Source organism: Paenibacillus hemerocallicola, assembly GCF_006265175.1.
Classification (GTDB): Bacteria; Bacillota; Bacilli; order Paenibacillales; family NBRC-103111; genus Paenibacillus_AB; species Paenibacillus_AB hemerocallicola.
Window position 1 is genome coordinate 17,242 of record NZ_VDCQ01000042.1, and the last position, 14,132, is coordinate 31,373.

Genomic DNA, 14,132 nt, shown 5'->3' on the forward strand with positions numbered 1-14,132 from the left:
AACTCTCCATTCCTTCTGTTTGGTCCGAATCCGAATCCGAGTCCGGCATCAATCGCCCCGCGCCTCGCATTCTAGTTCCGCTTCGCTTCCGCCACGGCCTTGTCCGCCTCTTCCGCCGCTTCGCGGAGCGCCGTATTCAGATCGACAGTACCTTTGACAATATCGGGAATCCGCTTTGTCAGCATTCCTTCCACGGATAGCTGGTATTTGGATTTGGACGCGATCGGCGCAGGCTTGTTGTAGAAAATCGCGTTCCAATTTTTATCCTTGAAGGCGGATTCCTGAGCATACGCTTTCTTCACCTGATCGTCCTCGATGACGGGCATGATGCCTTGCTTGGAGAAATTCATTTGCTGCTCCGGAGACGCCAAATATTTGATCACTTCCATCGCCGCATCCTTATTCGGAGAAATCGAAGTAATGCCGAAGACGAACGGTGCCATCTGCGAGCCGATGCCGGGCTTATCCTTGAAGGTCGGCAGCGCGACGAGATCCCACTGGATTTTCTCCATGTCTTTCGGAACGGCGAACGGAAATTGCGAATGGAAGGCGAACATCGCAAGCTCCTGGCTGTTCGTAAGCTCCAGCCGGTACGGGACGGCCTTCAAGGCCGTCACCCGCTCCTTGTAGCCCTGATCCGCGGCGGGCTCCAGAAAATAAGCCGAGAGCATTTTTTTCCATGCGTCTCCCGTAAACGTCGCCTTCTCCGCGGCCGGGTCCAAATATGGCTGCGAGAGCTGGTTGTTTCCGAGCAAATGGGGAGCCGATGCGGCGAAGCCGAGGTACATTTTGTCCCCTTCCTTCCGCGTCAGCTTCCTGGCCAGCTCTATCGTATCGTCCCAGAACATGCCGTCCTTCGGGTAGGGGACGCCGAACTTGTCGAAAAGACCTTTGTTGTAATACATCACCTGTACCGTATTGGTGACCGGCAGCGCATGCAGCTTGCCTCCGCCGGAGCTGCGGATTCCGTCGATCAGCGTCTGCTGGAACGTCCCGAGATTCACCCCATGCTTTTTGACCAGCTCGGTCATATCGTACTGAAGACCGGACGTTTCCGACAGCTGGGGGTAGTAGGCGATGGATTGGTACAAAATATCGATCTGCTGCTTTTGCGCCAGCAGCTCGGAGATCGATTTGCCCTGTCCGTGCGGTATATATTTGATCGTGTAGTCCGGAAATTTTTTGCGAAGCGCGTTGCCGTACTGACCGTTAAACATGTCTTCATTGTCGCCGCCATTGGAATGAATGACGATCTCGACCGGTTCTCCGGGCTTGGCCGTATGTTGTCCGTCTCCTTCTTTGCCTGCGGAGCCGCTTCCGGCACCGCCCGTCCCGGCTCCGCCGTCTGTGCCGCCGCACCCGGACAAAACGGCAAACGCCGTTAAACTGATCAAAGCCAGCTTCTTGTCAGCCATCGAATGTCCCCCTTGAGACTATTTGTGCAAGGATGATCCCCGCTTCCGATACCATTCGTTCACCTCATCCGTCATCTCCCGGCCGCCTGCCGATTTCCACTGCTCCGCGAACCGGTCGAATTCCTCGACAGGCAGCAGCCCGACGACGATTTTCGTAAACGTTTCCGACTGCAGCCTGCCCAGCGCTTCGCTTTTGCGCTGCGTGATCGGCAGCGGGAGCGACGTGAACCGCTCGCGTTGATACAGATCGTTTCTGCGGTAATAGTCCGCGACGGACAACGACCCGCCTTTGCTGAACATGTAGTTCCACATCCAGCCGTCAGCCCCGCCGTCGCGTAAATAAGTCTCGATTCTTTGCAGAACGCCCTTGTCCTCCGGATTCAGTCCGGAGCGGTCCTTCGTCTCCATCGCTTCGATAATCCGCAGGCTTTCGTCGACATTTTTATACTGCTTGGCCAAAGAGACCACGGCCATTTTCCATACCGGATTATTGTCTCTGGACTGGTTGAATTCGTAATACGACTCCTCCGAGTCGTTCTCGTAGTAGGTCTCGATCCAGAAGTCGAGCAGCCGCAGCAATGCTTCCGGCTGCTTCGCCTCTTTGCTGACCACCCAATAGCCGCTTACATCCAAGGGCACCTGCGGGCGCGCCTTCCTGTCGTCGACCGAGGGAAGCGGATACGCTTTCCATTCCATGGACGGGTCCCGCTTCTTTGCCTGCTGCAGAGGAAAGGAGCCCGCGAACGGAGAACCGTAGAACATCCCGATCTTGCCGAACGCGATGGACTCGTATACGCCCGCTTCATCCTTGATGCCGAAGTCCGGGTCGATTTGACCGGACGCATACATCTCTCGCAGAAGGGCCAGCGCTTCCTTCATCTCCGGCTGAACCGTTCCGTAGGCCAGCTCCTTGCCCGACTCGATCCAAATGTTGCGGTAGGCATGCAAGCCGTTGAAGAAGCCTGCGGCCAGGTTGAAATTCCGATCCAGAGCCAGACCGTATGTGTCGCGTATTCCGTTCCCGTCGGGGTCCGAGGCCGTAAATGCCGAGCTGATCGTCAGCACGTCCCCGATCGACCGGGGCTCCGGCAAATTCAGCTTCTTGAGCCAGTCCGTCCTGACGTGAAGCACCGACGCCGCTTCCGTAAGCGTGCTCGTCCAAGGAATGGCCATCAGCCTGCCGTCTATCGTCGCCAACGAGATCGGCTCGGGCCCTCTGTCGTCCAGAAGCTTCTTGGCGCGATCGGAAACGTTCGCGGCATATACGTCCGTCAAGTCGGCTATCAATCCGCTCTCGGCCAATTGCTGCAGTTGGGCGCCGTTAACCCGAAAAAAATCGGGAATATCGCCGGAGGCGATCATCAGGTCCAGCTTCCGGTTGTACTGGCCGCCATCGTCGGACCATAACGTCTCGACCCGGATACCGAGCTGCTTCTCGTAAGCGCGTGTCCACGGATTGTTATTGTAGGAATCTCCCGGCGCGAATTTCATGCCCGGCTCATTGACCCGGATCGTCGTCAGCGTAACCGGAGGATCATAACGGACATAGTCGCGCGAACCTCTGCCGCCGTTTCCCGGAGCTTCCGCCCCCCGGTGCGGCGCACCGGACAAACTGCCGCTGCTCTCCGCTTCTTGAGCAACGCGTTCCGAAGCGGCTTCACATGCGCCCAACAGAAAGACAGGCAGCAGCAACATGACGGCGCCCGACTTCCGGCACACCTTTGAGGCGTTCATCAGCCGATTGCTTTTTCGCATCGTTCTCCATCTCCTCTTTGGTATCCCATCCCCCCCGAAGTCCGTTTGCCGGCACCTGTAGAATAGCCGACCCGCGTACGCTACGGAAGCCGCAAGTTCCCATCTTTCCTGCCCGGTTTGGGAAAAAGCGAACAAATGTGAAACGGGGAATAATTGATGAAAATCAGTTATGGTTTAAATTATATATAATGTTTTATATAATAAAAATGAAAACATGCAAGGGGGAGATCGGTTATGACCGCAGGCTGGAAAGCAGGCCGGAACTCTTTTTTCACCAAGCTTCTGCTCGCCTTTCTGGTTGTAGGGGCGGTTCCGTTTCTATTCCATATATCCGCTTCGAACTTCTATATCGGAAGCATCCGTTCGGAAATCGTCAAGAACACCGATCTGCGGATGAACTATACCGTCGCCAAATACGAGGACCATTTGAGTAAGCTGGAGGAGGCCGTCGCCCCCTTTCTCAACGGCGCCAAAGCGGCAGCGATTACCGGAAAGGCCGACAAATACGACTTCTTCGCCGCCGTCAACGCATTTCGCGACGAATTCGCCAAACTGTCCTCCGCCTCCAACAACCTGTACGTGCACAATATGTTCATCGCTTTCGAGCAGGAAGCGGTCGTGATCGACAAAACGGGACTTATTCCCATGAACGACTTGTTCACGCGCCGATACGTTCATTCCGAATACGGAAAGGCGTTCTGGTCGGAACCGTTCGGCGCCGGGTACCGGACGCGCGTATTTCCCGCCGTACGTTTCGACAAGGAGCAGTTGGACGGCTCGTTCGAGAAAACCGGCCTTTACTTTCCCGTCGTTTTTAAACACAAAATCAATCATGATTTCTATATCGGCGTCTTTCTGGACGCCGAGGCGCTGTTTCGGGGATATTCATTATCGGGCGGCGACGTGTTTCAAATTGCCGGCCACGAAGGACAGCTGCTCTATAGCTCCGATCCCGCTTACATGGAGAATGGCGCCGCCCCGCTCTCCCGACCGCCTTCGGGCTTGGGTCGCGGATTTTTTGCCGACAGCGGCAGCTATTTGTTCCAAAGCAAAGGGGCCGCCTCGGGCTTGACGTACGTCAACTACGTGTCTAATGAACAAATCGCCGCTCAGCTGTCCAGGCTGAATGCGGTACTGCTCTCCCTGCTCGTTTTGTCCGTACTGCTAAGTCTCCTTCTCTCCGTCATCTTAAGCTTCAAGTTCAAGCAGCCTATTCAGAGACTCGTCCATTCGCTGCAGCGGAGCAGCCCGAACGTTCAATTGCGCAGTACGATTTCCGAATTCAAGCTGATCGGCGATCGCCTCCACGAATTGATCGTATCCGGGGACCGGGTTCGCGACGACCTGCATAAAAAAACGAAGCTGCTCGAGAAATACGGCTATCTCGATCTGATGAAACGAATCAACGTCAACCATAAGGACGTCCATTCGCTGGTCGACACGTCGAAGCCGTTTTATTTCATCCTGTTCCAGATCGATCGGACGCGGCGTTTCCGCGAGCTCGGAATCGGCGACCAAGGATTGACGAATTATATCGTGGAGTACATTAATCTGTGCATGCAGCAGCGGTTTCCGGGGGCAATTACCGCCCAGAGCGAGAAGGACCTCGTTTTTAGTATCGTGTTCGCGGAAAAAACAGACGGCGGAGAGGCGGGCGGCAATGTTCCGCGCGGGGACGTTGACGGCGTCGGCATCAGCGGCGGACTGTCGGAGCTGCTCGCCCGGATGAAGCGGGTGTTCGACCGCGATCTGGACTTTTATTTTTTGACGGTCGCCTTCAATCCGATCGTGCGCAGCGCAAGCGGGTTCACCGCCGCCTACGAAGACGGGATGGAGCTGCTGCGCCAGCGCCCACTGAATGGGGAAACGCAGATCGTTATGGAGAGACGTCCCGTCCGGCACGATCTTCATTTCAGTCCGTCGGAGGAACGCGAGTTCGCGTCTTCCCTGCAGTCCGGCAATGCGCCGGCGGCGATCGATCTCGTCAGGAGAATGATGCACCGGCTGGGCAAAGCCGACGCTTCGGCCTGGCAATACCGGCAGTTCGCTCAGGAGATGGTGTCCAAGCTGCTTATGGCGCTTACGGTGCAGAAGATCGACCCGGAGGAATGGATCGGGGAAAGGCCCTTATATGAGCAGGCCAAAGATTTGCTCGCCGTGGAGGAATATGCCGAATTTCTGGAAACGTGGGTTGGTCGGACGGCTTCGCTCATCGCCGGGAAACTGACCGAGAAAGATCCGATCCTCGACTATATCCGCCATTACGTCGAATCTCATTACGGGGAAGATATTCAGCAGGAGGCTGTCGCAACCAAGCTGAACATCTCCAGCGGCTATATGTGCAACTATATCAAAAGCCGCAGCGGCGGAACGTTCACCGACCTGTTGAACGACATCCGCGTCAGCAAAGCGAAACAAATTCTCGAAGCGACCGACTGCAAAATCCACGAGGTCGCCTCGCAGGTCGGCTACCGGAACGCCAACTCTTTCACCCGCATGTTCCGCAAGCTGACCGGACAGACGCCGCTCGAATACCGTCGGGGAAGTCGGATGGCGGCGGAAGGGTAGTCCGCCAGCCGGGCGGCGAGCGGCCGCGGAATGCGAACGGCGTATTTAATACCGATCCTTGGCATAATCCGGTCCTTTATACGGTTCCGCCTTCGCCAGCAATTCGCCCAATTTGCCCATGTTGACGGCGACTCCGTCGTCCGGGTCAAGCTCGAGCCGTTTGTCCGCCATCCGGCGCAATTGCCCGTCGTATGCCCGGAGCTCGTCCAGCTTCAGGCCGAGCGATTTCCGCTTCTTCTTGGCGACGCTTCTCCGCTCGGCCGTTCCGTCTCCCGCGATAGTCTCGTCGAGCGACTTCAGCTCCTCTTCGAGCCTTAGCAGTCGCCGCTGCACGTAATCGTCGCGGATTGTCGAAAGCGTCGTTCGATCATAACGGTGCATATAGACAAGGCAGGCAAAAGCTTTATGCTTGCCCGAGCTGAACAGCCAGTAAATCGGCTTTTTCCTGTAAGCCAGCGCATGGTCGCGGAAGAAGCTTGCCGCAAAGTACGACCCGATCGCCGCCCTGGCGGACTCGCCGTCTTTCTTGCCGAGCGATTCGGCGATATATTCCACATTTTCAGCCAGACGTTCTGATCCGAAAGCCGCTTTGACGAACCCGATAAACCTCGATGCGATGTCGTCGTCCTCTTCCCCATGACCGCTCGGCAAGAGCGGAACGATATTGTCGCGAACGGCGGAAAACGTCCGGTAGCGGTCCGGGTCGAAAACGCCTCCGGCGTATGCAAGCCCCGCCGCATCGAGAGAGTACCTGCCGAACATGCAGCCCGCCGCATAGGAGAGGAACGATTCGATATCCTTCTCCCTGTCCGCATCGGCAATCGTAAGCTCGTCATCGTCTACGGCCGGCGATACGGCATGCCCGAGTCCGTAACGGTCGATGAAGATGGCATTGAGCCGTTCCTCGCTTTTCTTCAGCAGCTCCCGCTCTCGACGTTTGAACGACGCCCATTCGGCAAAAGCATCCTCCACGAGGCCGGACCCCGTTCTGAACGTCAGCAGCGGATGGGTCGAAAATTGCCACGATCTTTCATAAAAATCCCAATCCCGCTTGGCGATGTCGATGCATCGCTTGCATAGCGATACGATCGGCTCGCGACGGTCCGGGATCAGCGCGGGAACGGCCATAATCTTGTTCAGCTTGAAATCGAGCGTCGGAGCCAGAGCGCGCAAATAATATTGCGAGACGGCCGTATTCAGCAGCGCCAGCGCGACATGCAGATCGGATTCGTCGCGGAAAAACCCCATAGCCCCTTTGGCATCGAACATAAATCCGCCGGGAGCGTACCTTGCACCGAATTTTCCCGAGCTGACCGTCGGGAAGGTGATTCCTTCCCTGAACCCGTAGTCGCCGTTGTAGTTGTGGGAGCGAATCCGGCCGGTATCCGGATCGACGTTGCTTCTGATGGCGGCACCATCGCTTGCCCAATCGACTACTTTCGTCGAATTGCCGTACCATTTCCGGTGCGCCCCTCCTTTCAGATAAGGGAACCATCGCTTGCCCGATTGCACCGCTTCCTCGTTGTTCCGGATGCCGAAGCCTATGCGAGAGAACGAAACCTCGTGCCATTCCCGCAAAAACTTGTCGTTATCCGCCGTAGTCATGCCTTCCCTGGTCGCGATCAGCCCGGCCAGCCGGGGACCGTCAAACAGCCGCAGCGCCTTTTGGTCCAGCCAGTATACGATCAGATTGCCCGGAACTTTCCCGAACGTCTCGGCATGCGCGGAATATCTGTAGCCGACGGAAGGATCGCGTACGGCTTCCCTTGCTTTCACGGGCTGCATGTGTGCCCCGACAAAATCGGACAGCTTCACGTATTCCCCGCTCGCTCCGATTTTGCCGTTAGATAACGTAAACGCGCAGATCGGTACGGTCGCATCCTCGAACGCCGAATATTCGAGCTGGATCAGGCTGCTTATCGTCGTATCGCGGAGGATCCGCTTCCTGAGCGGTTCGTACGCCGCTATGAACATCCATACGAACGGAGTCATGAACCCGAGTTGCCCGTTCGGCATCGCCCGGCGAAAGCACATCTCCACAAAAGCGGAGAACAGGTCGGACTTCGTCTCGGGATAATGGTTTTTCAAGAAGCCGGACAACCGATCGTTCATATAGGCGCTTCCCATAAAGGGGGGATTCGTGACGATAACCGGATACGACGCGTTCAGAAGATCCGCCTGCTTCAGCAGCTGCGGCAGCAGCTCGGCCCATTTCCGTCCGGAACGCTCGTCGCCCGAGCGCACGGCCGGATTGTCCTTGATTTGCCGCAATCTTTGTTCCAGGAAGCATTTGTCGTATTCCTCCGCTTGGATCAAAGAACCGAACGTCTTGGCGTTCCTGAACCGCTCGACGAATCTTTTCGTCGCCCGAACATTTTCCACGCCGCTTTCCCCGGCCAAATAACCGATATCCCGGTCGTCCAGCCGATCCGTTTCCTGAATGGAGGCCAAGTGGAGCGACAATCCGTCTCTCTCTATGCGCTCGAGGAAGCTACGGTCGTATTGCAGCGCTTTCATGACGACCGAGAAACAAGCGAGCCGGCATGCCGTGTCATCGATATCGAGCCCGTACAAATTATGCTCCAGAATCAGCCGCGGAATCCGATGCTCCGAATAACCGCGCCTGCGGTAAATTTCGAACAATACGTCGAACAGGTACACCAGTATATGTCCGCTGCCCATCGCGGGGTCGAAGCATTTGAGCTGCTCCGGCTTCAGTTCCGGATCCGCGCGGGGAGCGTACTGCCGCTCCAAGTCTCCCTCCGGCTGCGGACGTTCGAGGTAAAACTCCCATCCGCGGAGCAATTCCCTGTCTTCCGGATGCGATTCGAGCCAATATCGTCCGAGCGAGTTTTGCACCATATAACGGACGATCCATTCCGGTGTGAACAACTGGGTGGCGACCGGAATTTGTGCGGGCGCATATTTTTTCTTCGCTTTGATGGCGCGGTCTTTCTGTTCCGTCATGTAATATTGGTACAGCCAGCCGACGATCTCGACCCTCTTCCAGACGGATTCCGGCATCGCTTCCGTATCGGTCAACCGCCCGACGAAACCGTCCTTCCCCAACATTCCGTCCGGAAGCAGCAGCTCCAGATCGTCTCCGTCCGCTTCGAACAAAAACGAAAGAACCCGGTTCAAATGGCCGCACAGCCGCAGCAGCAAATAGCGGAACAGCCGTTCCGTATCGCGGTTAGCCAGAAGCTCGTTCACGAGCCTCTTGTCGACTTCCCAGCCGACCGACAACGGTTCCCGGACCATGTCCGGCTGCCTGCGATCCGTATCGTTGGAGGAGAGCACCCCTGCCTTCGCCGGAAGATAGCCGTTTACCTCCATAAACCGCAGCGCGGTGAAACGATTGAACCAGGTGCAGGCCGCGTCCTCCACGACCCGATCGTACCCGTCTTCCCGCATGCGGCGAAGGATCGACTCTCTTTGCCCGGTCTCCACGACGGTTAGCGGCCTGCCGTCGAAATGGACGACATCCCGACTTTCGCGCCGAGCTTTCTTGATGCTATGCGGCGTTATTCCGATTTTGTGCGCCTTTTCCCCGATTTTCCGGATCAGCTCTCTCCGTGCGCTCATCGCGAAGCTTCTCCATGCCGTTTTATTCATGACCGCCTGCCACCTGCCTGTTCTCGAAATGCCTGTACGACAAAAAGGAGAATCGTAACGGGGTAACGCGGAAAGCCCGGCGCCGCATGGCGTCGGGCTGCTGAAGGTGGTCCGTTATCGCGTCATTGAAACTTCTTCTTGAGCTTGGCCCACAAACCGCTGCCAAGCATCTCGTCGGCGCCTTTAATGATTTGCCGGATGACGTGAAGGACATCGCCGTCGCCTGCCCAATGCTTCTCCACCAACGCCTTGTCCGTATTGTTGACGATGCCGTTCAGCACGTATGCCGCAACGGCGATGTCGTCGAGATAACCCAGCGGTCCGGTTATGATTTCCGGCAGCAGATCGACCGGCGATACGAAGTAGGCGATCGCTCCGGCCAGCTTCGCCTTCTCCTTGATCGGCACCTCGTCGTCCAAAGACAGCTTGCACAGCAGATGGAACAAATCCGGGCCGAACATCAGATACTCGCCGAACTTGTTCGTCTTTCCTTCCTCCGTGGTCAGCCAGCCTCTCATCTTCTCGCGAAAATTTTGGTAGAAATCTTCCTTTATCGTCATAGCGGTCCACTCCTGTCGATTTGTATGTTTACAGCGACATGGAACAGCTTCCCGGCCAACTCCAGAATCGTTTCCTTCATCGCGAGCTTGTCCAGCCATGTGGCGGGTATGGAAGAAATTCCGTAGAACGCGCCCGCCAATTGACCGTACACGGCTCCCGTCGTATCGGAATCTTCCCCCAGATTGACCGCCAGCAGAAGTCCTTCCTTGAAGCTGTCGCTGTTGTGAAACGCCCGCAAGGCCGCTTCCAGGCACTCCCTTCCCCTTCATTTCCGTTACTTGTACCGTTTCCCGATTGGAACGTCGGTCGATTGATCCGCCGCCGTCCCGGCAGCCTTTTCCGGAGGTACCCGGTGAAAGCTGGGAAACCTGTCCATGCTTTGCCCGGCCAGCTCATCCAGCTGCGCATCGTTCAAATTAGTCGTGCCGACGGTGACGGCGTCATCCGCGATAACGATTTCCCGCCAGCATGGCAAGCATAGAACCGACGCGGTTTGAACAAACGTCCACGAATCTTTGCGAACGATCGAGTGAATATGGTTATGGCCGTTAAACCAAAGACAAGGCCCTGCCGCTTCGTTCATGACTCCGATCAGAGGGGAGGCCTCTTCGATTCTCATCATGGTCGTATCCGATAAAGCCGTAGTGTCCGGGAGCGGATGGTGAGCGAATACGAGCACCGGCTTGCCTTTCGCCGCGCTTAGCTTGCTCCGGAGCAGTTCCGTTTGCGCCTGGCCGATACGGCCGCCCCAGTCGAGCGGCTTTCCGGTCTGACACGTGTTAAGGAATAAAAGCGTCGCCGCGTCGGTGTCCACGCAACCGTTGCCTTCGGAAACGGGCGGAGTGCTTCCCCAACGCTCGGTCTGTCCGGCATCGACTTGGAGCAAGTCATGATTGCCCGGGACGTGAAGAAAGCGGTCCCTGATCCCGAACGAATCGATCATGCCGAATGCGCCCCTGTACTCTCGCTCCGTCCCGTTTTGCGTCAAATCGCCCAAAGATACATAGTAATCGGCTTCGGGTCCTTCCCCGAAGAAACGTTTTATATATTCCTTATAAAACAAATCCTCGGCTTGACCTGCGTGCAGCGCGTAATGAAAATCGGTCATGATTCGTATGCGCATCTTATCGGCTCCCCCGCGTGAAATTCTGGATGTAATAAAATTACCATGCCGCGGAAGCGCGGGGCAATCCAAATTTTTTCCTCTTTCATCGAGCATAACCTTATTCGTATCCCGCTTCCTACTTCGCGTTCAAAAACTGCTTGCGAAATTCGCGGGGGGTCATGCCCTCGTTCCGCTTGAACAGCTTGATGAAATAGCTCGCGCTGTCATAGCCGGCGCGTCTGCCGACCTCGTTCACGGACAAGTCCGGCTCCCGCAGCAACAGCTCCTTGGCCTTTCGCAGCCGCACCCCGGTTATGTACTCGAACGGACGCATCCCCAGCGTCAGTTGAAAGAGGACGCACGCATATTGGGGGGTTACCGACAATTTGCCGGCCAATTCGTCCAATGTAACCGGCTGGTGGGAATTGTATTCGATATAACGCAGGGCGGGAGCCATCTGATCGAAATAGTGCTGCTTGGAGCGCAAGTCCAGATCGAAGCCGTACCGGTATAGCCCCAGCACGAGGTTGTACAGGATGGAGGAGCATAACAGACTCTTGAGAGGATCGGTCGATTCGGCGGCCGAGATCAGGTCGTACATCTGCTTCAGCACCGGATCGGGATTGGCCAGCGTAATAATCCGGGAACCGGCGAATTCCAAAGAACGGAGCATCTCTGCCGCACCCGTCCCGTTGAATGCCGCCCACCGCACTTCCCAAGGCTCGATGCGCGCATAATACTGGTGAGGCTCTTCGGGAAAGAGAAGCATTCCTTGTCGCGCCCCGACCGTATACTCGGTCCCGTTAATGTCCAGAATTCCTTGGCCGGACGTGCATTGAATCCACTGAAAATCGGCATAGCCCTCCTTCCGCTCGATACGGTATTGGTTATGCCACCTGCCAACGCATGTCAAATAGATCGGAAGCTTCCGCTCCAAATCGGTGATCGTCATGTAAACGTTGCCATGCCGGATGGCGTCCACGGCTTGCCGCCTCCTTTCATCTTCATATCGTTATATATGTTGAATATCATTAGATTGATAATCGGGAAAGAGCCGCCCTATACTATTCATATCGTATTATACCGTAATCCGATGGAGAGGGATGGTGTTTCGTATGAACAAGACCGTTCGTGCCGCACTTATGACCGTTTTGGCCGCCTTCGTACTCGCAGGCTGCGCGAAGCCGGATGCAGGCGGAGGAGGAGAAGCCGCTTCCGGACAACCCGCAGAGCCGGCCCAACCGCTTGAGCCCGTTACGTTGAAAATGTATCAAATCCAGTCGCTTTGGACCGAGAAGGATGTAAGCGATCTCATTATAGACCGGGTGAAGAAAAAGTATCCGCACATCACCGTCGTGTTCGAGTCGAAGGGCAATGTCGAGAAAGCTTTGACGGCCGGCGAGGAAATGGATTTGATCGCCGTATGGAACGGAAACATGCCTTATTATATGGATTTTGACATTTTCGAAAATATTTCTCCGCTCGCTCAGAAAATGAATATCGATCTGACCCGTTTCGATCAAGGCGCACTCGATTCCATTAAAGCGCTTTCCCAAAAAGGCGAGCTGATCGGCCTGCCGAATATGCTGCAGTTCAACGCCCTGTACTACAATAAAGAAATATTCGACCGCTTCGGCGCCCCTTATCCGAAAGACGGCATGACGTGGGAGGATACGATCGAGCTGGCCAAAAAAGTTACCCGCCCGGACGGCGGAACGGCGTATCTCGGCTTGGATCCGGACTATTTGACCCGGCTGCTCACGCCCATGTCCCTGAACATCGTGGACAGCAAGACGAACAAATCCAACGTTGGCAGCGAAGCGTACAGGAAAGTATTCGAAATCGGCAAGGCGATTTACGACATTCCGGGCAACAAGCCTGCAGCAGGCGTCATGAAAGGAAGCGCCGCGGACCGTTTTATCAAGGAACGCACCGTGGCCATGCTTACGACGGTCAATCTGTTGGACCGGTTGAAGCAAACTCCCGATCTGAATTGGGACGTTGCGCAATTTCCGAGCTTCAAGGAACGTCCGAACCTGTACGGCATGTACGATCTTCACGTCATGACGGTCAGCAAAACGAGCAAGCACAAGGAAGACGCGATGCGCGTCCTGGAAGTGCTGTTCTCCGACGAGGTACAGCTGATGAGCTCGAAATCGGCGGGCAAGCTGCCGGTCATGAAGGACCCGAAATTCAATCAGGCTTTTCTGCAGGATACTCCGGAATTGAAGAGCAAGCAGATCCAAAGCATGTTCAAAAGCAAACCGGCGCCGGCACCGGCATACTCGATGCACTACAGCAAGGCGAGAGGCATTCTGGTCAACAACTTCGTCGAATATGTCAACGGTACGAAGGATGTCAATACGGCGCTGAGAGAGTCGGATGAAGCGATTAACCAAATGATCGAAGCCGAGAAGAAATAGATGAGGAATAAGCTGTTCGAGCGTACGTTCTGTGTCCTTCTTGTCCTATGTCTTGTTCTGGCCGGCTGCGGGATGTCCCGCAGGCCGGTCCCGGCGGACATGCCGGCCGCCTCGGATACGGCGCTATTGTCGCCTGGGGATCGGATTTTTGCGACCAAGCCCTATCGAGGCTTGCTCACGGTACGGTATTTGGATTTGCAGCATGCGGAAGCGAGCGGGGACAGCATTGTCGTGCAGTCGCCGGACGGGAAGACGATGCTGATCGATGCCGGCACTCCGGCTGTCGGACCGCAGGTGGTAACCTATTTGGACCGGCTCGGCATCGACAAAATCGACATTGCCGTAAACACGCATCCACACCCGGATCATATCGGAGGATTCGAAAGCGTCTTCCGGGCGAAAACCGTCGATTTGTTTTACCTGGAAACCTGAAGCCCGCGTGCCCATAAGCTGACCGTGCGCGGCCTTCTGCGGAAGCAGCTCGTCCCGTTCATCTGAATATCATCGGCGACCCTCCTTTATTCCTCCACGCGGTAAGCGGACGGCAAATACTTGCTCAGGAACGTCCCTGCGAATTGCTCGAACAGGCTGTTCAAGTTGTGCCCATCATGGATATGCACTATAGTGAGAATAAAATCGGAAGCCGACCTTTGATGTGCGTAAATGTCGATCCATGCATGCAAAATGTCG

Annotated in this window: 10 protein-coding genes and 1 pseudogene; 3 read left to right on the forward strand and 8 right to left on the reverse strand. The window is 55.9% G+C overall.

What is annotated here, in order from left to right:
• Positions 1-71: 71 nt before the first annotated feature.
• Both FE784_RS25115 and FE784_RS25120 read right to left on the reverse strand, forming a co-directional pair.
• Positions 72-1,415 carry an extracellular solute-binding protein gene (locus tag FE784_RS25115; RefSeq protein ID WP_139605015.1) on the reverse strand — a complete coding sequence of 448 codons (1,344 nt, stop codon included), beginning with the start codon at positions 1,413-1,415 and terminating at the stop codon, positions 72-74.
• A gap of 18 nt (positions 1,416-1,433) precedes the next feature.
• Complete coding sequence (locus tag FE784_RS25120) at positions 1,434-3,170, reverse strand: extracellular solute-binding protein (RefSeq protein ID WP_139605016.1); 1,737 nt, start codon at positions 3,168-3,170, stop codon at positions 1,434-1,436.
• Between the two features lie 234 nt (positions 3,171-3,404).
• On the opposite strand from FE784_RS25120, the gene FE784_RS25125 reads away from it, so the two are divergent.
• Positions 3,405-5,738: an AraC family transcriptional regulator gene (locus tag FE784_RS25125; protein ID WP_139605017.1), complete on the forward strand. Its 2,334-nt coding sequence runs from the start codon at positions 3,405-3,407 to the stop codon at positions 5,736-5,738.
• 45 nt (positions 5,739-5,783) lie between these two features.
• Here the strand turns inward: FE784_RS25125 and pglX are convergent, their stop codons facing one another.
• The 5 genes and pseudogenes from pglX to FE784_RS25150 form a co-directional block, all read right to left on the reverse strand.
• Positions 5,784-9,353: a BREX-1 system adenine-specific DNA-methyltransferase PglX gene (gene pglX / locus FE784_RS25130; RefSeq protein WP_139605018.1), complete on the reverse strand. Its 3,570-nt coding sequence runs from the start codon at positions 9,351-9,353 to the stop codon at positions 5,784-5,786.
• 122 nt (positions 9,354-9,475) lie between these two features.
• A complete protein-coding gene (locus tag FE784_RS25135; RefSeq protein ID WP_139605019.1) occupies positions 9,476-9,913 on the reverse strand; it encodes a YkvA family protein in 438 nt (145 codons plus the stop codon).
• A pseudogene (locus FE784_RS25140) lies at positions 9,910-10,164 on the reverse strand (ADP-ribosylglycohydrolase family protein); the annotation flags it as partial. The pseudogene FE784_RS25140 and the gene FE784_RS25135, both read right to left, overlap by 4 nt.
• A 24-nt stretch (positions 10,165-10,188) precedes the next feature.
• Positions 10,189-11,037, reverse strand: a complete 849-nt coding sequence (locus FE784_RS25145) for a metallophosphoesterase family protein (protein WP_176706502.1) — start codon at positions 11,035-11,037, stop codon at positions 10,189-10,191.
• A gap of 118 nt (positions 11,038-11,155) precedes the next feature.
• Positions 11,156-12,001: an AraC family transcriptional regulator gene (locus FE784_RS25150; RefSeq protein WP_139605022.1), complete on the reverse strand. Its 846-nt coding sequence runs from the start codon at positions 11,999-12,001 to the stop codon at positions 11,156-11,158.
• Positions 12,002-12,134: 133 nt separating this feature from the next.
• On the opposite strand from FE784_RS25150, the gene FE784_RS25155 reads away from it, so the two are divergent.
• Together FE784_RS25155 and FE784_RS25160 are read left to right on the forward strand one after the other, a co-directional pair.
• Positions 12,135-13,442: an ABC transporter substrate-binding protein gene (locus FE784_RS25155; protein WP_176706503.1), complete on the forward strand. Its 1,308-nt coding sequence runs from the start codon at positions 12,135-12,137 to the stop codon at positions 13,440-13,442.
• Complete coding sequence (locus tag FE784_RS25160; RefSeq protein ID WP_246132165.1) at positions 13,443-13,874, forward strand: ComEC/Rec2 family competence protein; 432 nt, start codon at positions 13,443-13,445, stop codon at positions 13,872-13,874. It abuts the gene before it with no gap.
• Between the two features lie 86 nt (positions 13,875-13,960).
• Here the strand turns inward: FE784_RS25160 and FE784_RS41120 are convergent, their stop codons facing one another.
• Positions 13,961-14,125, reverse strand: coding sequence for a hypothetical protein (locus tag FE784_RS41120; protein ID WP_176706504.1), 165 nt, complete (start codon positions 14,123-14,125; stop codon positions 13,961-13,963).
• Positions 14,126-14,132: the final 7 nt, after the last annotated feature.

Bases quoted from the DNA above. Each gene is read 5' to 3' on its own strand.
- FE784_RS25115 (WP_139605015.1), bottom strand. From the start codon at position 1,415: ATGGCTGACAAGAAGCTGGCTTTGATCAGTTTAACGGCGTTTGCCGTT.
- FE784_RS25120 (WP_139605016.1), bottom strand. From the start codon at position 3,170: ATGCGAAAAAGCAATCGGCTGATGAACGCCTCAAAGGTGTGCCGGAAG.
- FE784_RS25125 (WP_139605017.1), top strand. From the start codon at position 3,405: ATGACCGCAGGCTGGAAAGCAGGCCGGAACTCTTTTTTCACCAAGCTT.
- pglX (WP_139605018.1), bottom strand. From the start codon at position 9,353: ATGAATAAAACGGCATGGAGAAGCTTCGCGATGAGCGCACGGAGAGAG.
- FE784_RS25135 (WP_139605019.1), bottom strand. From the start codon at position 9,913: ATGACGATAAAGGAAGATTTCTACCAAAATTTTCGCGAGAAGATGAGA.
- FE784_RS25145 (WP_176706502.1), bottom strand. From the start codon at position 11,037: ATGCGCATACGAATCATGACCGATTTTCATTACGCGCTGCACGCAGGT.
- FE784_RS25155 (WP_176706503.1), top strand. From the start codon at position 12,135: ATGAACAAGACCGTTCGTGCCGCACTTATGACCGTTTTGGCCGCCTTC.
- FE784_RS25160 (WP_246132165.1), top strand. From the start codon at position 13,443: ATGAGGAATAAGCTGTTCGAGCGTACGTTCTGTGTCCTTCTTGTCCTA.